This is a genomic window from Methylosoma difficile, from assembly GCF_054657615.1.
The window spans coordinates 830,328-849,974 of the sequence record NZ_BAAHYJ010000001.1 but is presented as its reverse complement, the minus strand read 5'-3'; the positions used below and the strand labels follow the sequence as shown (position 1 = coordinate 849,974).

General features: G+C 43.9%; 19 protein-coding genes. 3 read left to right on the top strand and 16 right to left on the bottom strand.

The window, feature by feature from the left end; translation table 11 throughout:
- Position 1: 1 nt before the first annotated feature.
- Together thiS and trmB are read left to right on the top strand one after the other, a co-directional pair.
- Entirely contained in the window at positions 2-985 is a 984-nt protein-coding gene (thiS, locus tag ACYQ1O_RS04170; RefSeq protein ID WP_459990374.1) for a sulfur carrier protein ThiS, read from the top strand.
- A gap of 80 nt (positions 986-1,065) precedes the next feature.
- Positions 1,066-1,755, top strand: a complete 690-nt coding sequence (trmB, locus tag ACYQ1O_RS04165; protein WP_459990373.1) for a tRNA (guanosine(46)-N7)-methyltransferase TrmB — start codon at positions 1,066-1,068, stop codon at positions 1,753-1,755.
- A gap of 6 nt (positions 1,756-1,761) precedes the next feature.
- Here the strand turns inward: trmB and ACYQ1O_RS04160 are convergent, their stop codons facing one another.
- The 3 genes from ACYQ1O_RS04160 to hemW form a co-directional block, all read right to left on the bottom strand.
- On the bottom strand, positions 1,762-3,699 hold the full coding sequence (locus ACYQ1O_RS04160; protein WP_459990372.1) for a dynamin family protein: 1,938 nt from the start codon (positions 3,697-3,699) through the stop codon (positions 1,762-1,764).
- A 133-nt stretch (positions 3,700-3,832) separates the two neighbouring features.
- Positions 3,833-4,465 (bottom strand): orotate phosphoribosyltransferase, encoded by a 633-nt coding sequence (gene pyrE, locus ACYQ1O_RS04155; protein WP_459990371.1) that lies wholly within the window; start codon positions 4,463-4,465, stop codon positions 3,833-3,835.
- Between the two features lie 82 nt (positions 4,466-4,547).
- Positions 4,548-5,678, bottom strand: coding sequence for a radical SAM family heme chaperone HemW (gene hemW / locus ACYQ1O_RS04150; protein WP_459990634.1), 1,131 nt, complete (start codon positions 5,676-5,678; stop codon positions 4,548-4,550).
- Between the two features lie 199 nt (positions 5,679-5,877).
- Between hemW and ACYQ1O_RS04145 the strand changes: the two genes are divergently transcribed.
- Positions 5,878-8,511 carry a UPF0182 family protein gene (locus ACYQ1O_RS04145; protein WP_459990370.1) on the top strand — a complete coding sequence of 878 codons (2,634 nt, stop codon included), beginning with the start codon at positions 5,878-5,880 and terminating at the stop codon, positions 8,509-8,511.
- A gap of 137 nt (positions 8,512-8,648) precedes the next feature.
- On the opposite strand, the gene ACYQ1O_RS04140 is transcribed toward ACYQ1O_RS04145, so the two are convergent.
- The 13 genes from ACYQ1O_RS04140 to ACYQ1O_RS04080 all read right to left on the bottom strand — a co-directional run bounded on the left by ACYQ1O_RS04140 (position 8,649) and on the right by ACYQ1O_RS04080 (position 19,237).
- Positions 8,649-9,026 (bottom strand): hypothetical protein, encoded by a 378-nt coding sequence (locus ACYQ1O_RS04140; protein ID WP_459990369.1) that lies wholly within the window; start codon positions 9,024-9,026, stop codon positions 8,649-8,651.
- 219 nt (positions 9,027-9,245) lie between these two features.
- Positions 9,246-9,635, bottom strand: coding sequence for a hypothetical protein (locus tag ACYQ1O_RS04135; protein ID WP_459990368.1), 390 nt, complete (start codon positions 9,633-9,635; stop codon positions 9,246-9,248).
- A gap of 201 nt (positions 9,636-9,836) precedes the next feature.
- Positions 9,837-11,423, bottom strand: coding sequence for a GTP-binding protein (locus tag ACYQ1O_RS04130; RefSeq protein ID WP_459990367.1), 1,587 nt, complete (start codon positions 11,421-11,423; stop codon positions 9,837-9,839).
- Between the two features lie 159 nt (positions 11,424-11,582).
- Positions 11,583-11,816, bottom strand: a complete 234-nt coding sequence (locus ACYQ1O_RS04125; protein WP_459990366.1) for a CDGSH iron-sulfur domain-containing protein — start codon at positions 11,814-11,816, stop codon at positions 11,583-11,585.
- Between the two features lie 4 nt (positions 11,817-11,820).
- The gene (locus tag ACYQ1O_RS04120) at positions 11,821-12,504 is read right to left on the bottom strand and encodes a hypothetical protein (RefSeq protein WP_459990365.1); all 684 of its coding nucleotides are present in this window, start codon (positions 12,502-12,504) and stop codon (positions 11,821-11,823) included.
- A gap of 3 nt (positions 12,505-12,507) precedes the next feature.
- Positions 12,508-12,975, bottom strand: a complete 468-nt coding sequence (locus ACYQ1O_RS04115) for a hypothetical protein (protein ID WP_459990364.1) — start codon at positions 12,973-12,975, stop codon at positions 12,508-12,510.
- A gap of 53 nt (positions 12,976-13,028) precedes the next feature.
- Complete coding sequence (locus ACYQ1O_RS04110) at positions 13,029-13,679, bottom strand: hypothetical protein (RefSeq protein ID WP_459990363.1); 651 nt, start codon at positions 13,677-13,679, stop codon at positions 13,029-13,031.
- Entirely contained in the window at positions 13,666-15,390 is a 1,725-nt protein-coding gene (locus tag ACYQ1O_RS04105; RefSeq protein WP_459990362.1) for a serine/threonine protein kinase, read from the bottom strand. Before ACYQ1O_RS04105 ends, ACYQ1O_RS04110 begins: the two co-directional genes overlap by 14 nt.
- On the bottom strand, positions 15,359-16,033 hold the full coding sequence (locus ACYQ1O_RS04100) for a hypothetical protein (protein WP_459990361.1): 675 nt from the start codon (positions 16,031-16,033) through the stop codon (positions 15,359-15,361). The genes ACYQ1O_RS04105 and ACYQ1O_RS04100 overlap by 32 nt, the downstream gene beginning before the upstream one ends.
- Before the next feature lie 10 nt (positions 16,034-16,043).
- Positions 16,044-16,640, bottom strand: a complete 597-nt coding sequence (locus ACYQ1O_RS04095) for a globin family protein (protein WP_459990360.1) — start codon at positions 16,638-16,640, stop codon at positions 16,044-16,046.
- 48 nt (positions 16,641-16,688) lie between these two features.
- Positions 16,689-18,020 carry a hypothetical protein gene (locus tag ACYQ1O_RS04090; protein WP_459990359.1) on the bottom strand — a complete coding sequence of 444 codons (1,332 nt, stop codon included), beginning with the start codon at positions 18,018-18,020 and terminating at the stop codon, positions 16,689-16,691.
- Between the two features lie 14 nt (positions 18,021-18,034).
- On the bottom strand, positions 18,035-18,712 hold the full coding sequence (locus ACYQ1O_RS04085; RefSeq protein WP_459990358.1) for a V4R domain-containing protein: 678 nt from the start codon (positions 18,710-18,712) through the stop codon (positions 18,035-18,037).
- 42 nt (positions 18,713-18,754) lie between these two features.
- Positions 18,755-19,237 carry a 2Fe-2S iron-sulfur cluster-binding protein gene (locus ACYQ1O_RS04080; RefSeq protein WP_459990357.1) on the bottom strand — a complete coding sequence of 161 codons (483 nt, stop codon included), beginning with the start codon at positions 19,235-19,237 and terminating at the stop codon, positions 18,755-18,757.
- Positions 19,238-19,647: the final 410 nt, after the last annotated feature.

Here is a 19,647-nt window from a genome sequence, read left to right as displayed (position 1 = left end):
AATGATGGTGTATGTCAACGGCGAAGCCCATGAATTAGCTGACAACAGCAAAGTGGCTGATCTCATCGCCGCGTTGAATTTGACAGGCAAACGCATTGCCGTCGAATTGAACAAAGAAATCTTGCCTTATGGCGACTATGCAAGCCAAAGTTTGCAAGCAGATGACCGCTTGGAAATTGTACATGCCATCGGCGGCGGGCAGAACCAAAGCGACGCTTTTGTTATTGCAGGCGTGTCTTACCATTCACGCCTTCTGGTCGGCACCGGCAAATATAAGGACCTGACAGAAACCCGCTTGGCAATAGAAGCCAGCGGCGCAGAAATCGTAACCGTTGCAATACGCCGCACCAATATTGGCCAAAACCCTGGCGAACCCAACCTGTTAGATGTTATCTCGCCCGACAAATACACCATTTTGCCGAACACCGCCGGCTGCTACAGCGCCGAAGAAGCGGTTAGAACCTGCCGCTTAGGCCGCGAGCTGCTCGGCGGGCACAAACTGGTGAAACTGGAAGTTTTAGCAGACCAACAAACGCTATTCCCTAACGTTGCCGAAACGTACATTGCTGCCGAATTATTGGTCAAAGAAGGTTTTGACGTCATGGTTTACACCAACGACGACCCGATTGCCGCCAAGCGTCTGGAAGAAATTGGCTGTATCGCAGTAATGCCGCTGGCGGCGCCGATCGGATCAGGCTTAGGCATCCGCAATCCGTACAATATTTTGACCATTGTCGAAAATGCCAAAGTACCGATTTTGGTTGATGCCGGTGTAGGCACCGCCTCTGATGCCGCCATCGCCATGGAATTGGGTTGTGATGGCGTGTTGATGAACACCGCAATCGCTGCAGCCAATAACCCTATACTGATGGCATCCGCCATGCGCAAAGGTATCGAAGCGGGTCGGGAAGCTTTCTTGGCTGGTCGAATGCCCAGAAAACGTTTTGCCTCAGCATCATCGCCTATCGACGGCTTGTTTTTTTAGACTCGCCAATCCACCCGCCTCTTTTTAAACTGCTTTTATTTTAGGGGTAACCCAAAAGTTATCCCTAAACAGAACCCTTTATGTCTCCCCTCGAAACTGAAATTCCACGCAAAATCCGTAGTTTTATCCGCCGCCAAGGCAGGCTGACCCAAGCACAACAATATGCATTAGATAACCATTGGCAAACCTACTGCCTTGATCCTACGCTTAACTATAATTTTGCCGATGTATTTGGGCGAACAGCTCCGCTGTGTGTGGAAATTGGTTTTGGCAACGGCGAAAGCCTGGCAAAAATGGCAGCCGCCAATCCAGAAACCGATTACATCGGCATAGAAGTGCATCGCCCAGGCGTTGGTCATTTAATGATGCTGCTAGACCAGCAAGAACTAAGCAATGTCAGAATTTATTGCCACGATGCCATAGAAATCTTGGAGCAAAAAATTGCCGATAACAGCCTAAGCGGCCTACATTTATTTTTCCCAGACCCCTGGCCAAAGAAAAAACATCACAAACGCAGGATTGTCCAAGCCAGTTTCTGCCTGCTATTGGTCAAAAAGCTAATCCCAGGCGGGTATTTCCATGCAGCCACGGATTGGCAGAATTACGCAGAGTGGATGTTAGCAGCATTGTCGGAAGAAGCGGGTTTGCTAAATAGCAGTAGCGATGCAAGCTATTGTGAACGCCCCGAATACCGCCCGCTCACAAAATTTGAGCAGCGCGGTATCCGTTTAGGCCATGGGGTATGGGATTTGATTTTTAGGAAACGATAAAGCCGCTTATTTATTGGATAAATAAGCTTCAAACTCCATCGCCTTAATGATCTGAGAAAGCTCTTCCTGCTGTTTTTGTAACGGCACTAATTCCGCTTCAACAGAAGCAATGTTCTCTGCCACCGTACCACTGGAATTGTTGATCTTTCTTAACATCACCAAGCGGCCTTCAATTTGCTTTTTATGGTCTTTGATTTGGTGCATTAGTGGCAACAACGCCCCATTACTCCAAGCCACAGCATCGTTATGGGCTCGCTTCAATATATCTTTGGCCTTTGAAATCAAGGTATTGTTAAGCTTGTTAATAACAATATGCTGTTCCGTCATAGTAATTTTTGCACTATTACGGAAGGCTTCACCCTCGTCAAAAACCTGCTCCAATTCCATTTGATATTGTTTAATGGAAAATAAATGCGGTTCAATTTCTTTAAAGCCGTATTCATCATTAAACTTTTTATGGATCGCTTTTACCAACCTTCTGGTTTCATTGGTAATGTCGATGGCATCTTGCAACAAATCGCGCATGTCATCAAACATCTTCCGCATACTTTGCTTCATGCCGTATGTAGTCAAGCTTTTTGCCATTTCTTGTCTGCCAATATAAACCACCATATCGACTTTTTCAGCAGAAAAGCATTCAATAAGCATTTTTGCCTGGACAATAAACACTCGGCGGCTAGATTGGAAGTTTTCGATGTTGCCCATGTAGGCATTTTGCCGATCGCGAGTTTCCGCCATCAGCTTGTTGGTCATATCTTGGTTATGGAAATCAACCTTTTTAAACTCTTCAAGCTGGGCTATTGCATTCGACAATGAAGAGCTGGCAATGCTGTGCGACTCGTTAACCAAAAAACCAATTTCACGCACAACGGTTTCCATCAAAATACCGCGCTTTTGGCTTAAAATATTCACCGCAAGATGGTTTTCTAACGTGGAAATGCGGCTTTTTTCAAGCAACTCCTTGTCGCCTTTAACTTTAGCAAGCAAACCTTGCTTAGCTGAAACAGGGAAAATGGCATTTTCGTCAATTTTTAAAATCTCAGCAGAAACCCTAATTTGCGATTTGATCGATGCATCGTATTCGTTGATACCACCTAAATCATCCCACATGGTATCAATCTTGTTCATGACCACGGCAAGGCCTTGCTTTTTGCCGGTGCGGGCACGACTGATATGGGTTAACCAAATTTCCATATCACTTTTAGTAACGCCCGTATCCGCAGCCAAGACAAAGATAATGGCTTGCACGCTTGGGATCATACTTAGCGTCAGTTCAGGCTCCGTACCCAGCGCATTCAAGCCAGGAGTATCGATGATAGATAAACCTTGCTCTAAAAGAGGATGCGAGAAACTGATTAAGGCGTGGCGCCAACAAGGAATGTCAACGGTTTCAGGATTGACGACACCCTGAGAAGCAGCCTCTTGCTCATTCCATAAACCAAGCTTGTCGGCAAGATCGCGTGGAACGGCTTTGGAAGCAACCAACTGCTTAAACGCTTCTTGCATTTGCGCAGGCGATTCTCTATCCAGTTTTATATGCTTCCAACGCTCTGGCTGTTGCTTTAGCTCTGCCAATGACGTTTCTTCCAAACGGGTTTCGATTGGCAATAAACGGATATAGCTGCCGCCTTCTTCATCATAGAAAAGCTCGGTAGGCGACATGGTTGTGCGCCCAGGAGACGAGGGCAACAAACGCAATCCGGTTTCGGCAAAAAACAGGGCATTAATCAGCTCTGTTTTACCACGCGAAAATTCCGCCACAAAAGCCAAGTTCACACGGTCATTTTGTAATCCGTTAAGGATGTTTAAAATGGTGTTGGTGCTGTGGGAATCGTTCATGCCATATCGATTTCGCCATTGCAGGTAACTTTCTATGGCTTCCATAAGACTTACACGCCATTGCGTGTATTCTTGCATTTGCTCTTTAAATTCCTGATTCCTCATAGCAAGCCTTTTAAAATTCGATTTAACTAAGTCGAGTATCGCGATTACATTTCAGTGTAATCAATTGTAGTCGATAAATTGATTACTGTTAGGTCAAAAATTGCTTTATTTTTACAATTTAAAAGATTTAACTTTAAACACCGTAGCGGTTCCGGTAGACCTGGACGGCATCTAATTGACTGCCTGCATGCGCCGCCAAATAATCAATAATATTTGCCAAGGTAATGATGGAAATTACCGGCATTGCCAAAGCTTGCTGCACTTCTTGGACCGCCGAAATCCCATTTGGCCCCTGCTCTTGACGGTCTAAGGCAATTAACACGCCGGCAGGCCGAGCATTAGCCATTTGGATGATGCCGACCGACTCCCTAACCGATGTCCCCGCTGTAATAACATCATCAACAATCAATACGTCACCCGCCAAAGCCGTACCGACGATAAGGCCGCCTTCGCCATGGTCTTTGGCTTCTTTGCGGTTAAAGGCATAAGGTATATCATTTTTTTGCTTGGCATAGGCGATGGCCACTGTACTCACCAGAGGTATGCCTTTATATGCAGGGCCGTAAAGCATATCGACTTTTAAACCTGACTGACACAGGGCTTGTGCGTAAAACTCGCCCAATTTGCCTAGGCGGGTACCGGTGTTAAATAAGCCTGTATTAAAAAAGTAAGGGCTGATGCGTCCTGATTTTAGCTCAAACTCACCGAACTTGAGCACCCCGCAATCAAGCGCGAAATGAATGAAGTCTTTTTGATAATCCAGCATGGCCTTGCCCTATGATTTTTTGGGAATCTATTGTAAGTCATTCGCCATTAAAAAAATGTTATTTTTCTGATGCCGTATGCGATTACGGCATAAATTTTTCTAAAATACTATCCAAAAACAGCCAGCCTTTTGCGCTGCAAGCATAACGCCCATTCTCCAACACCAACAGACCCTCGATTAAGCAGGCAGACAGGCCTGGCTCTAAAGCCGAGACCGGCAATCCCGTGCTGGCCTGAAAAGTCTCCGGCAAAAAACCTTCCCGCAAACGCAAATGGTTCATCAGAAACTCCAGTGGCAAATCTTCCGTCATAATCGCTTGGGTACTGATGATCGGTGGGCGCAAACTTAAGTATTGTTCAGGATTTTTGGCTTTGACGGTACGGGTAATTTGTCCTGAAGCTCCAGAAACCTTTCCATGCGCTCCCGCACCAATACCCAAATAGTCACCGAATTGCCAATAGTTCAAATTGTGCCGACATCGGAAGCCCGCTTGGCTGTACGCGGAAATTTCATATTGCCGGTAGCCCGCTTCGGCAAGCAATTGCTGGCAATGCTGCTGTACCGCGAAAATACTTTCATCGTCCGGCAATTTGGGGGGGAAACGGTGAAAATAAGTATTGGGCTCCAAAGTTAACTGGTAGAAGGAAATGTGCGCAGGCTTTAGGGCAATCGCCGTTTGCACATCTTTTGCACTGAGATCAAACGCAGCCTCTGGCAAGCCGAACATCAAATCCAAATTGAAATTATCAAACCCCACTTGATGGGCAATTTCGGCAGCACGTACCGCTTCTTTAGCGGAATGCACACGCCCCAGCTTGGCGAGCATTGCCTCATCAAAACTTTGGATACCAATTGATAAACGGTTGATTCCCAAAGCCCTAAATTCGGCAAACTTTTGGCTTTCAAACGTGCCGGGATTGGCTTCCAGCGTTATCTCCACGCTATCAACCCAAGCAATTTGTTGCCGGATACCCTCCAACAAACGGTCAAAGGCTTCAGACGAAAACAAACTGGGGGTCCCTCCGCCAATAAAAATACTATGGATTGGTCGCTCAATGGCATAAGTGCGAATATCCTCAGCCAAATCCGCCAACAAAGCGTCAACGTAACGCATTTCAGGCAGGCCGTCTTTGATGGCATGGGAGTTGAAATCACAATAAGGACACTTCTTAATGCACCACGGGATATGGATATATAAGCTTAAAGGCGGCAAAACAATTTCACAATTGGGGGTTGAAATAAATTCCAGTTTAACACTAAAGCCGAGCCAATAGCCCCGCCTAACCAACATCCAAACCATTACCGCTTACGGCATGGCTATTGAGTGTTAGAATAGCAGCATTATCTGCGCGCTTTTAACCGGATAAGGCTTGTGCATTGTTTACCACACAACTAACTATAAAGAGGACACTATGCGGAACCTGAAGTTTTTACCCGCGTTGATTGGAGCGACGGTTGTCATCGCCAGTATTCTATATGTGGCATTTTATTTCGTTTTCCTTGATCTGTTTGTCGACTTATGGTGGTTCCAATCACTCAAGCTTGAAGCGTATTTTTGGCTGAAACTGCTGTATAAGTTCTTCTTGTCCGGCGGCGTCACCTTAGCGTTCTTTACCATCTTCTTTTTCCACTTTTGGATTGCCTCAAGCTATTTGGGTCTGAACCCGCCCGAAGAAGTGCGCGAAAACCCAAATAAACTCAAACGCTTCCACCGGCTTGCCAACGTTTTTATAGAGGGCTCGGCAAAAATCTACACCCCAGTTTCCTTATTGCTGGCCATTTTTGTCGCACTACCCTTTTATAACCAATGGGAAACGTCACTGCTGTTTTTCTTCGGCGACAATTCAGGCGTTGCCGATTCGATATTCGGCAATGATGTCAGCTTTTACATGCTGTCTTACCCCACTTATTTGCTGATCCAAAAAGAGCTGCTCGGTACAGCCGCACTCATTTTCTGTATGGTGGCGTTTTTGTATTGGGTGGAACATACGGTGGTGCCGCATCAACGTAAAAACTTTCCGATCGGCGCAAAAATTCACCTGACGGTATTGATCGCCTTCGTATTTGGCTTTGTGGTTTGGGGCTTTATGTTACAGCGCTATACCTTGCTCTATACCAATAGCCACGAACCCATTTTTTACGGACCAGGTTTTGTCGAAATCCGCTATCAAGTCTTGTTGATTTGGCTGGCAATCGCGACATTTTTGGTGGCGTCAATCAGTGCCGTGTGCTTTGTCTTCTCGGAAATGCGCCATGCCAAAACACCCTTCTTGTTATCCGCAATGGCCTTTTTTGCCGTGCTGGGCTTAGAAGAAATCAACGCCATCCCTGAGTTGCTGCAACGCTACGTGGTTAACCCCAACCCGGTCAAAACCGAAAAACCATTTATCCAACACAACATCGAAGCCACACTGAACGCTTACAAGCTTAACAATGTGAAAACGGTGGACATGACGATTCGCTTAGATGCCGCGAAAGACATTGAGACCTGGGGTACGCAAAAACGTTTTGAAAACATTCCGGTTTGGGATCGTGAGTTTATTATCGACAGCTACCGGCAACTGCAAGAAATCCGCCCTTATTACAAATTCTTGACGGTAGATGAAGACCGCTATTTCGCGCTCAACCATCTGCGCCAAGTCAATATTTCCGCGCGCGAAGTGAATATCGCCAAAATGCCGCCGGAAGCGCAGAACTGGGAAAACAAACACTTACGCTACACGCATGGCTACGGCGCAGTGGTCACACCCGCCGCGCAAGATGCCGACAAACCACAAGCGTGGTATTTGCGCGATTTAAATATGTCTTCCGAAGCGGGTTTTAGCATCAATCATCCTGACATTTACTACGGACAGGAAGATTTGGATTACGCGATTGTACCCAACAAACTGGATATTGTCGGCATTGCCGGTTCTGACCCAAGCTTTAATGAAGCCTACCACGGCGAAGGCGGCATCCCCATTCCTTCTTATTTCCGTAAGGCTTTGCTGGCCATTTACTTAAATGACGAAAAAATCTTTTTCTCCAGCAACATTTCTACCGAAAGCAAGGTAAAAATCCGCCGCAACATTACCGACCGCATCACCCATGTAGTCCCGTTCCTGCATTTGGACAAAGACCCGTATTTGGTAATGACCAAAGATCGTTTTTATTGGCTGCAAGACGCTTACACCTTGTCCGACAAATACCCTGCAGCAAAGCCTTCGGAAGATAAATTCTTGGATGGCGAACACCGTTTCAACTACATCCGCAATTCGGTCAAAATTGTCGTAGACGCCTTTGACGGTGATGTCGATTTTTATGTCGCCGACAACTCGGACGTGCTAATTAACGCTTATAGTAAAGCTTATCCTAGCTTGTTTAAAAAAATCGACGACATGCCAACTGATATAAAAGAACATTTGCGTTATCCACGCGACTTGTACTATCAGCAGATGAAAATGTATGCAAAATACCATCAACAAAGCCCCGAATTGTTCTACGAACAAGCAGAAACTTGGCAATTTGCCAATGTTCGCGAACAGACCGTGATGCCTTATTACCAAACCATGGATTTTGGCAACTGTAATGACCAAGAAGAGTTTGTGCTTATCGACCCGATGACACCTATCAACCGTACCAACTTAAGCATGATCGGCGTTGCAGGCACATTAGATGGCAACCAATGTGGTGGAAGTTACCACCCGAATATCACCGTATATAAGTTTGGTAAAGACGTACAAGTCAATGGCCCAGCACAAATTGAAGCACTAACCCAGCAAGTACCAGAAATTTCTGCACAGTTTACATTATGGGGACAGCAAGGCTCAGTAGTGGAAATGGGCAGGATGATTATCTTGCCAATGGGCAGTGCGGTGCTTTATGTACAACCAATTTATCTCGCCGCTACCAAAAATAAAATGCCCGAGCTGACTCGCGTGATCGTTTCCATTGGCAACGAGACCGTGATGGACAAAACCCTAGCTTCAGCGTTTGACCGATTGAAAGAGAAGTTTATTAAGAATGAGTCTGCTAGCTTGTCAAATCAAGGTAAGACGGCTAACTAATAGGATAATCAGCTGCGAAGGGATCCGCATGGGAAGTTAACAGCTGTTTGGCGAGGGTTGGGGAATTAAGGCAGAGCTTGAAACCCCTACCAAGACAGCTGGAACAGCTTCTTGGCAGGAGAAGGGAAAAGCAATTCTTACAACATCGCTTTCAAATCAAGGAATGCTTTTTGAGCATTTCTTAATTCTTGTTCAGCTTCTTGTGTAGCACTGTCTTTCAAGTGGTTACGGGCTGATTTCAGTTTGTTGTTGGCTCTTGAACGTGCCATATCAACTTTATCGTTAGCATTGATTTCTTTGCTGGCATCCAAAGCATCTTTAACTAATTTAGAGACTTCTTCAGCGTCTGAGCCGTGAGTCAATGCATCAATAGCCACTTGGACTTTACCAGCAACCATGTCAATGGCTTGCGCAGGTGCGTAAACGATTCTGCCAGGATCCGTTTCTGCGAAAGAAACTGTTGATACTGCGCCCATAGAAGAAGCGAGTAATAAAGACAATAAGATTTTTTTCATAGTTTCACTAATCCTCTAGTGTTGTAATTTTTTAGTTAGCTTGGCAGCACAGCGATTTCATTTACATGTAATAACTATGTGTCGGACGGGGATTCTAACACATTTTGAAAGATTTAAACCTGTATGGATCTTTAAAATGCGCTGATCTGAGGATTGGATACAGCTTTTCCAAAAGCTTCGATCATGCCGTGCAAACATGATCGAACCCTAATCAAAATCTTATTTGTGGTTTGAGTCGTAAATCGCTTTCATTTCTTTGTAACCAGCCAAAGCTTCGCTCAGCTTAGCGCTAGCAGTCGCTTTGTCGCCGTCGTCAAAAGCGTCACGTGCAATTCTTAACTTATCGTTAGATTTTTGGCGTTGACGTTCTGTAATTTCATAACGGAACTCTTTTTGAATTTGGCGAGCTTCGTTAATAATTTTAACCATTTCTTCTTTGCTGGCACCTTTTTCTGCCATGCTAACGGCTTCTTCGATTTTAGCAACCGTAGTTTCAGCAGCCGCTCTTACTTTCGCTTCACCATCTGGCTCGGCAAAAGCAACGGATGAAATGGCTGTCATTGAGATAGCCATAGCCAATGAAATTACGGTTTTTTTAATTGCTTGCATTTTTTAATAACCTCAACGTTAATTATATGTTTGATTAGACAAAGGCCAACAAAAAAGCCGTGTCCAAAAGGAACACGGCTTTGCAGCATTACCTACTGTCTGGCTGGGATTCTAACATAGAACGCACATTAAAAAGCGACTATCACAGCGTATTTTTCGGTATTTTTCAGCTTTTTAACAACAAAGCACTCAATTGCCCCGTTATGCGGTCATTGCCAGCTGATCTTGCTGTGCGGATAGCATACCCCCCATCAGTCCAACCAAACTGGTACTGCTACGCGCATCTACCGCCATAACCTGATATTTAACACCCCGCTCTTGTAAGTAACATTGGTATTGCCCAATACTCGGCGAGGGTGTTGAGTCCATATGGGTAATACCGATGGCAACGCGCAACTTGGGTAAAAATGCTTTATACAAGTTGAGGTAGTAATCCAGCTCTGCAAAAGGCTCCGGATCGGAATTATCTATCAGCAATAGCATGCCCCAAGCGCTGTCACAAAGCATTTGCCCCATAAAATCGAAGCGTTTTTGCCCGGGCGTGCCATAAAGAAATATCTTTAAATCTTTATGTAAACGCATTTCACCGTAATCCATTGCCACAGTAGTGGTGGCTTTTTTGCGTGTAACATTATCACTAGGGCGGGTTTCGGTGCTGATTGGCGAAAAATCACTAAGCGTACAAATTGCGGTGGTTTTTCCTGACCCGACACTGCCCGCAATAACTATTTTTACCCGCCCTTTCAATGCCTTGCCAATGGGGTTAAATAAGGCCTCCAAATCTCTCCGTGATTGCAGATTTTTCTCAATCACTTGCTGCGCTTCTTCGCCTTCTTTGATCAAATTCAAAGCAGAGCAAGCGTTGTAAAAGCCAATAGTCTCATACAGAGAGCGCTCGGTTTTTTTAGCAACCTCGGAAATGCTTAAGGCATTTGCCACCATACAGTCCGCTAGTGGCTTAAGCTCTTTGCTGTAGTACTCCAAGCGCAAATATTCTGGCAACTGATTAAGCAAAACAGGCGTTGTTAATGATCGGTTTGGCAATAATCGACCCTGTGAGGCTATTAAAACCGAAAACCAAACCAGTTCGTTAATCGCATAACGTTTATATTTTTTGACTTGAATATCTTGAAAAAAATTATCCTCATCCAAACTTAGGTAACTGGATAGCCTGGACGTGAATTTCACATAACTGACTGTTTCAAGTATTTGTTGCTCACTGACATGTTGAACTTGCAGCTCGGTTTGCTTAGCCAAAGCCATTGGCAACAACTGTTGTATGTATCCTGAGATATAAAAGGAGTTTTCTTTAGGTAAAAGATAAAGATCAGGGCAACCAGCAAACTTACAAATACGCGCAACACCATCAGCCACTGCGCTTTCAATGAAACCACAAAGGTATTCGCTAGGATCAAAAAAAACTGGATAGCTGTTGGCTTCAATCTGCTCAAAGCGGGCTTGCACGCGGCTCAGCAAATTGGTCAAACTCAACATATTGATGGGTTGGCCTATTTTATTTAACGCCAAATGCCAGAGGCTGGCGGATAAGTCATGGCTACTGAGGGTAATCAATCTATCTTGAGGGATTTTTTGCTGCAGCAGAGCAAACTGCTGCTCATCTTTTTCGGAATCAATCCACATCATTATCAAATTTGCTTTGCCTGCGTCGCAAATTGCCCATTGCTCACCGACTGCACTAACAGCTAGGCTAACGGCATTCCTTATTGCCAGGGCGGTTTCATCAGATGCAGAAGAACCTCCTAAAATAGCTAAACGAAATGTACCCATGATCCTTCCCCTTAAGAATATAAAGCTTTATTCAAATAAAAAAATGCAGGCCAATATTATTAAGAGGCCTAGTCCGGCATGAACTGCACAGAACAATAGATCAGCACAACCGGCAATTACATTGATGACATAACAAGCTAAGCAACTTGTATGCCTGAATTAATCGCAATTGATTCCATCACAATACGGCGCCGCTTCTGAGCGAAGGCAGCTGCATAAAAAAATCTTATCCGTTGCTTCTGCAATAAATATTAAAGGTTGTATCACTGACGGACTGGCTTGATGAGAACCATCACACAATGGCGAAGCTTGGCTTAAACCACATCGGCACCAGGCATAGCTTTTGCCTGCTTCAACGTCTACAGGTTTTGATGTTTTTTTGGTATCGGTCATAAAATCACTTAAAAAGGAAATTCATATAAGTATCTGTCCATTGCTCGCCAAAACTACGGTTCATCAGTTTAAGCCCGGGCGCATGGATTCGATGGTGGTTTTTATAAGCCTGCAAAGCATGGCGATGTTGCCCTGTGAGTTTGCCATCAAAGGCTTCGGCGGCTACCAGCCAATTACTTAAGGACTCCAAAAACCTTAAATGTAAGTGGCTAATCATTTGCCGATAATGGTCATTTTCCGGACGAATAAAAAAATCCTGACCAGAGCGGCATTGCTCGAACCATTCAGGCGTATCTTGCGCCTGCTGTAATTGCGGATTCGCTTGATGCGCTTTTTGCAACCATCCGTCAATTTTTTCATGGCAAGCCATTGATGCCAAACACACAGCATCCAACATTGCAATAATCGGCTGGTTGCCAAAAATTACTTGCTCCATACAGTAAACCGGCAGCTGCCATTGCGGATTTGGAAAAAAAAACAAGGTCAGTACGTTGATTTTAGGTGCATAAATATGCACCCAACGCAGCTCTCCTTTATCAGCAACTGCCATAAATTGGGTATCCATCACCAATTCACCATCAAGTTCTGGTCGAGTGATTTGTGCATACTGCCTTGGCAAAACCAAAGGCGTACACCCTAATGGCCCTATTGCTGCCAAACTTTGCTCTATCAACACTCGAAAAGGCATTGCTTAATCCTGTAGTTGGCTAGCACACCAGCGCATTGCTGCTACGCTAGTATCCGTAAACTCGGCATTTTTATGTAAACGATGGGTACGGGCCATTGCCTGAGATACCGATAACTGAAAAAAAACATGCAACGCACAAGCAACAACGAGCGGAGAGCGGCTGATACCCCGATGGCAAAAAACCCAAGTCGGGGTACGTTGGTTAAGCATTTCAAGCAAAGCCTTAACGGCAGCAAGCAAAGCTAAACGGTCGCGTTCAGTACCCAATTTCAAATACTCGTCTATACTGATACCATCGCAATGACCGGTATCGGCAACAACCCTGCTTTCCGAATAAATATCTTTAAAAAACAACTGATTAATAACAATGTCATTAGGTATTTCTGAGCCATATAAGACATGGAGGTCAATGCCTGAAACGTTAATCAAGCACTGCACACCCTCGTTTTGACCTTGTTTTAACTCCGCCACCGACGGTAATGGCGAAATTTTTAAATGGCTTGAAATCCACGACCACAAAATGATTAAACCGACTGGAAACTTGGAAAATCGGCAAACAAGGCTTGCAATGCAGTAAACCGCTCTTTACTATCTGGCAACTGCCTTTGTGGATGATTGCATAAATGAATACCGCCCCAACGTTGTTCGTCCAAATAGGCTTCGGTTACTAAAAGCTCAGCCAAGGCAGCCAAGCTGGCATTAGGATAATCGGCGACATCCCAAACCAAAGAAAAACGGGTCATGAACCCATATGCTGAAACAAATTTAGCCGCATCGTTAATGTTGATCATCACCACGACATTTTCCACCGAACTGGCATCGGTGTTGACCAAAGCTAGCGCCGATAATAGTGCGTTTGCGGATGTTCCTGCTGGCGGCGCCAACACCATCGGAACAGGGATACCTTTATATTTTGCGCCTAAATGATGCAAGTGCTTATTTGGCTGTAATAAACTTAGCAATGTTTCCTGGTAGGCATTAAATGGATTAAGCATGGTGGCAAACGTTGGCTCGGTTGCAAGCTCAATAATAACGTCTGTTTTCGGCTTGATTAAACCCAAGTCAGCGAGTGAATAAACCGACCAAATATGCGAATAAAACAAACAATGCACAGGCCGTGCGTTTACAACAGGATAAGGTTTGCTGAAATAATCAGCCACGTTAAGGAATTTCATGACATTGCTCGATTTTTATAATGTTTAAAATAATTCTTTTTTCATCGTCTTTGACGGCCAACGCGACCAAGCTATGCTCATAAGAAACCGCGAACATCGTAATTTCTCCAGCAACAGCCAATACTTTTTGCGGCTTCGAATCGGTAGCGCACTTCATTAATGTCGACGTACCTGATAACCAAAACACAGCCCCATTTATACAAACCACTTGCCTAATATCGTCAGCTGACACTAAAAACTTTTCAGTTTTTCCTAGTTCAAACGACCATAACGAGTGATATTTAGCATTTTTTAAGTTTATGCAAACCACCAAAACTATTCCTTGGTAATAGCATAAGCCAACAACCGGGTCATCAAAACGCCAGACTTGTAGACTTTGACCAAACTGATCCCGCAAGACAACATTATTATTCGCGTTACCATCGCAAGTTAAAAATCTGTTGGACTCAACTAATTCAAGACAAGACTTGAACAAATATTCACCTAATCTGAAACAACTGGAATTTTTGCTATCTAAGCTTTCAAAAAAATAATAAAATGCATCGCTAAAAACTAAGCTGCAACTACCAACTCTCCACGCGTGCAGATTATTTAAAAACTCTTTTTGCAAATACTCTGAACCTGTTTGCAAATTTAACCGATTAATACGCGATGGTGTTGCGTAAGCCAATTCGACATTGTTCAATATCTGTACAGGATAATCCGTAAATAACCGATATATCGGTTGCGAATGCAACAATGTCGTATTGGCTACATCAATGTAATTTGGATAAACCAAAGCAATAAAATGCTGTCCTGCAATATCAAAGCAATGTAATGTTTTAACATTGGCATTAATCGGTACAGAGTTATGCCATTGTTGCTTACGACTATATTCAATCGGTATATCTGTTTTTAAAACTTTATCCAGAAACTCCAAGGTTAAAGCGGCTGTTTGCAAACGCCTTAAAGGATCTTTTACCAACAAATAGTCAATAAAGTCACGTAAAGCAGGCGACTCAATCATTGCTAACGAAGGTATTTCGGTTAGGTGTGCTTGATTTATTTCCTCAATAGACCCCTCATACAACGGCCGACCCATTGCCATTTCAAATGCCGAAACGCCTAAGCTATATAAATCGCTATTAAAATATAATCTCCCTCTTACTTGTATCCGTTCAGGTGCAATATAAGCAGGTGTACCAGCTGTGTTGCGATTTTCATTTGCTTCGCGCAGAAAACAGACGGAACCAAAATCAGCCAACACATACTCATACCCCCCTTCTGTATTTGGCCTTAATAAAATATTTTGTGGCTTAATGTCGCAATGGATGCAATTGCGATCATGCAAATAAACCAAAGCCCGCAAAACATCCTTAAGGCAGGCAAAAATAGTTGCTGATGCAAGTTTTTTGCCCCCTTCCAACAGGTTTGCCAAGCTACCGCCACTCAAATATTCATAAACAATACAAGCAACGCCATCAGTCCGATAAAAAGTATCGACACAACCCGCCAAATTGGCATGTTGCAAATCAAACGAGGCGGCAATCTCCCTTATATAAGCCCCCTTCGCTGAAGGTTTAAAGCATTTAATGGCGACTTTTTGCTTGCCAGTGTTGTCTTGAGCTAAATAAACACTACTACTGGCGCTTTCGTGAATAGCTTCTAAAATGGCATAACGATCTGGAAATAAGCAGCTATCAGGCAGCTCGCAATCTTTCCAATATGTCATTCGGTGTCATTTCATGCTTTTTCAACTCAGATAACTGTTCAATTCTGGCTTTGCTACTGATTAAAAACTCGCTGCTGTCGGCGCCGGTATGTTCGAAAGAAACTTGTACACAACCCAGCTCATGACCGCTTATGGCAGAAAATATACTTTGCAACATGCCCGCAATCATATAATCAACTGGCTTGCTAACAAATCTAAGAGTGGTCGCAAAAATACTGTTTCTTAAACGCGCGCGGATAATGCCATTCTGTTCGGCATCGTCCAGATAAAAGCGCATCTTGCCCCAACCGTGCCTAGCAAAATAGGCTTCAAGCACCCCTATGTAGCTCTCTACCGTCAAGCTACCTAAAGGTTTACCAATTTTAAATTGCAGCTCTTCCTCTAATGAAGCGCATACTCTTTTGCCCCAAATGACACCGCAGTTTTTTAAAATTAACGGCCAAGCATCGCCGGCCTCATACTTTAAAACATCATAAATGGCATGAATGATGTCTGTAGATAAATAAATCACACGCACATCAGTGTTGCTTTTAACCTTGCCGCCAGCCAAATCAAATTTTTGTTCAGTTTCGCTAAAAATCTGTTCTAACAGTTGGGCGCTGAGTTGTTGGGCAAAGTCGGAGGATTCGTTCTGGGTAGTCATGGTATTACTCTCATTCAGCAGCAAGAACATCTAAGGCCAATTGCAGATGCGCTTGCAACAAGTCGTAAGTTTTGGGAGTCAGCACTTCCTGATAGTTTTTCAGTAATCTGGCGTAAGTTTCATAAATTGCGCGGCGGTTGTTTGGCAACGTATCCGCCACTGCGGTAATTTCAGGATAAGGCAATGGCTTTACTTCGACTTGTGCAGGTTTCTCTTCACGAATAGGGTAAGAAAATGCCTGTAAAATAGTTTTAAACCACAACAACAGCTTATCGCTAAACCAGTCAGGATCATTCATTAGCATGCTATGGGTAGCATAAGCACTGACATAACTGACGTCACGCGTACACTTATCACGTGGCAGTTCGTGATATTTTGAAAAAGGGTAAAGTGTCAACACTTGCCGAACGGTAATAGCGACAACATTCGGCTCAGCAAGCATAATTTCTTTGGCAGCCGCAACCCTGTCGGCGTAAGCAGGAATCAGCTCGCTATAACGTTGGAATTCTGCGTCGGTTAAATGACGGCTTTCTGCGATACGGAAAAGCTCAGCGATATCTGGATTATCACGGAGTTTTACGTTAATCGACGCTTCAAGAGTGGTCATAAAGGGTTTCCTGTCTAAAAAATGGTAAAGGTTTTATTGTTTTACTTATCACCAGGGCAAGGCATTAAAATAATGCTTGGCTACTTGCATGACTGGTTTGTGTTCTTCAACACGCGTTCTTTGTGCCGCATTTAAAGCGGTTTGGGTGGCTAAACCGGCAATATCCGCTAGCGAAGACTGTACTTTGGGTCTATCAAACCGCCACGGCAAGGCTTGGAAAAATTTTTCCGCGTTCTTTTGCTCATCCACCAAAGCATTCTTAAGCGTTGTTGCCTGCCAAGGCAAATTGGCAAAAAATGCCGATACGGGAAGTTCATTTTCAACAGAATCCACATCTAAAGGAGCATCAGTGCTGACTATATCTGTGTGCTCGATACTGTATTCATCCTGAACCTCTTCAAATATCTCCTCATCCAACCACGCATAAGGATTGATGTCATTTGTAGATTCTTCTGGCTCAGTGGCTTGTTGGGTTTCAGTCCTTTTTAAATCCCAATAACTGGGCGCTTCAAATTCCCAAGGCAATCCAGCAAAATAATCACCTACCCCTTTTGCGATAATCTCAGTAACAAGAGGAGGTGTAGCGACCAATACGGAATCTTCAGCGTCATCTGAATCAGATGCAATCGATTCAATTACCTTTGATTGCAGCTCAACAATCTCTGGTAAAACCTCTTCTTCAATTTCAGTGGCTTGACTTTTTTCGCTTGCCCAAGGCAATACCGAAAAATACTCCAATGAAGATTTTTCCGAGACGGAAACCACATCAGGTTCAACAACAAGCAACGCACTCGCCATGACTGGCGTTGTGGCTGATGGCTCTGAAATAACAGGTGTTACAACTATTGTCTCAATAGGTGCTTTTTGTTCGGCAAGGTCTGCATAAGCAGGGCTTTCTGTTGCAGTACTTTTTTTATGCCAACGTAACTCAGAAAAGTAATACGCGGCGTTAAAGTCACTTACCTCAGTTACCAGCGGCTCATTAAATATCTGATCTTGCCCAACCACTACCGATGCCGGCTCAATATTGTCTTGAATTGGCGTAGAAACGGCTTCTGGCAGAAATGCTTCTTCGCCAACCTGGACAAATTCAGGGATTGATTCAGTAAGCGGCTCTGATTGCAGCACTTCGTCTACCACCTGAAGATACAACGCTTCAGGATCAGCAAACATATCAGCTGCGGACGATTCCACTTCCTGAATAAACTCCTCCACAACCGGTTCAACAACCACGGCACTGGCAACCTGCGGTGGCAACTGCGTTACCACTAAGGATTCAGTTCCGTTGCCGGCTGTATCTTCGCCTCTTAAAGCGCCATCAATAATTTTTAATGCCGCTTTAAAAAAGCCTAACTGCCGTTGTGTATAGGGATACGCCATTACATCCAACCTGTTTAGCCTAATTTTTCCAATACTTCTGTGGCTGTTGCGCCTTCTTTCGTCCAAAACTCAGCAGCATTCATTTGCTTTTGTGAGCCAACCAAGAATTTACAAACATCATTACCCATTGCGTAACATTGCAACTCGATACAGCCACGTTCTTCACGGTCATAAAACGAGAATACCCCTGCAAATAAACCTGCATACATGTGGCAAACAGGCTTTCCCGCCAAAGCCATTGATTGGGCAACCGCTGAGTTGCGCAACTCGACAATACTTAAGCCTTTGCTTTGTAAGGCTTCATTATGTTTATCACCTAAGGTTACACGCCAACCACCAAAACCTTGGATGGTTAAAGGCCACCACCAGCTTTCCAAGACAAACTTTTTGTTCATTTGCCAAATATCTTGCTTGCCGCCACCGTATTCGTGGCGCATTTTTTCGTTAAAGCGCTTCATATCTTGCATGGCCCATTGCTGGCCTGTTTCGTACATCAGCAAGCTAGCCGTATCGCCAATTTCTTCTTCAATGCCTAAATGCAAACCGTTGATAAATGACTCACTGACCTTAGCCGCACGCTCACCATCTTGTAAATAAATTGCACCGTTTTCAGGATCGGTTTTAAAAAACTCTTCGGGTACGTAATAGTTGTGATAGCCCCTAAAGCCACCATCCTCGACTTCAATTGTCATAGGTTTACCTTATGTATAGTTACGTGAAAAAAACGGCAAAGATTAAGCGTTTTTAAGCTGAACCTTGGCTATATCAAAATTTAAATGTTCCAATTTTTCGACACTAGACCGAATAATGATTTTATTGGCAGCAACCAAAACATCACCGGTGACAGGATGCAAAATAGGTACCTGGGTGCGCTGACCTATCAACTTTTCCAGCGACTCAAAAGAATCGATATACAAGCCTTCTGGCAGGGCGATCTCTACGTCGTCACCAATCACTTTAGCTTGGCAAGACAAACGGCTGTTTGCCCGCGCCCCAGTCAACACGGACAGGGTCATGGCTTCCCTCGGCGTGGTTTCTGTTAAGCTTTCGGGTTTTTTTGTGACATACACATGACAAGTGGCACATAAACCACGGCGACCACATAATTGCTTAACCTCTAAATGGCGCTGCAGCAACGCATCAATCAAATGCGTTTCCGGCTTAACCTCTACGGCAGAGTGTCCGTCGGCAGCAAATTGCACTTTTAAAGATGTCATGATTTTCCCTTCAATTAAGCATTATTCTTGTTCGACGTTTCAGTTCGGCTAAGCATAGACCGGCTTTGCCGATGTGTTTTTTGTTTTATTCAATTTTTCTGTTCTTTTTTACATTTTGGTAACATTTATGAAGCCACTTAATAAAATTCGAAAACCTTAGACCCGCTTAAAAGCAGCAGTAAGCTATTGCATAAAAAAAGAAATTATCTATTTTTTTGCGTAAACTGAGCGCAAAAAAAGCACCAACTGTTTCAAATAAAGAAACAAATAAACTTCAAATATGACTCATATCATATCAGAATCCCCTAATAAACCTTTCCTTTTTCTGATCGAATCAGTAGGTAATTGCGAATAATGTGAAATACCTCACATTATTTTCGGCTATTCTCTTTTTCAAACATTAACTCCCA

Bases quoted from the DNA above. Each gene is read 5' to 3' on its own strand.
- thiS (WP_459990374.1), top strand. From the start codon at position 2: ATGATGGTGTATGTCAACGGCGAAGCCCATGAATTAGCTGACAACAGC.
- trmB (WP_459990373.1), top strand. From the start codon at position 1,066: ATGTCTCCCCTCGAAACTGAAATTCCACGCAAAATCCGTAGTTTTATC.
- ACYQ1O_RS04160 (WP_459990372.1), bottom strand. From the start codon at position 3,699: ATGAGGAATCAGGAATTTAAAGAGCAAATGCAAGAATACACGCAATGG.
- pyrE (WP_459990371.1), bottom strand. From the start codon at position 4,465: ATGCTGGATTATCAAAAAGACTTCATTCATTTCGCGCTTGATTGCGGG.
- ACYQ1O_RS04145 (WP_459990370.1), top strand. From the start codon at position 5,878: ATGCGGAACCTGAAGTTTTTACCCGCGTTGATTGGAGCGACGGTTGTC.
- ACYQ1O_RS04140 (WP_459990369.1), bottom strand. From the start codon at position 9,026: ATGAAAAAAATCTTATTGTCTTTATTACTCGCTTCTTCTATGGGCGCA.
- ACYQ1O_RS04135 (WP_459990368.1), bottom strand. From the start codon at position 9,635: ATGCAAGCAATTAAAAAAACCGTAATTTCATTGGCTATGGCTATCTCA.
- ACYQ1O_RS04130 (WP_459990367.1), bottom strand. From the start codon at position 11,423: ATGGGTACATTTCGTTTAGCTATTTTAGGAGGTTCTTCTGCATCTGAT.
- ACYQ1O_RS04125 (WP_459990366.1), bottom strand. From the start codon at position 11,816: ATGACCGATACCAAAAAAACATCAAAACCTGTAGACGTTGAAGCAGGC.
- ACYQ1O_RS04120 (WP_459990365.1), bottom strand. From the start codon at position 12,504: ATGCCTTTTCGAGTGTTGATAGAGCAAAGTTTGGCAGCAATAGGGCCA.
- ACYQ1O_RS04110 (WP_459990363.1), bottom strand. From the start codon at position 13,679: ATGAAATTCCTTAACGTGGCTGATTATTTCAGCAAACCTTATCCTGTT.
- ACYQ1O_RS04105 (WP_459990362.1), bottom strand. From the start codon at position 15,390: ATGACATATTGGAAAGATTGCGAGCTGCCTGATAGCTGCTTATTTCCA.
- ACYQ1O_RS04100 (WP_459990361.1), bottom strand. From the start codon at position 16,033: ATGACTACCCAGAACGAATCCTCCGACTTTGCCCAACAACTCAGCGCC.
- ACYQ1O_RS04095 (WP_459990360.1), bottom strand. From the start codon at position 16,640: ATGACCACTCTTGAAGCGTCGATTAACGTAAAACTCCGTGATAATCCA.
- ACYQ1O_RS04090 (WP_459990359.1), bottom strand. From the start codon at position 18,020: ATGGCGTATCCCTATACACAACGGCAGTTAGGCTTTTTTAAAGCGGCA.
- ACYQ1O_RS04085 (WP_459990358.1), bottom strand. From the start codon at position 18,712: ATGACAATTGAAGTCGAGGATGGTGGCTTTAGGGGCTATCACAACTAT.
- ACYQ1O_RS04080 (WP_459990357.1), bottom strand. From the start codon at position 19,237: ATGACATCTTTAAAAGTGCAATTTGCTGCCGACGGACACTCTGCCGTA.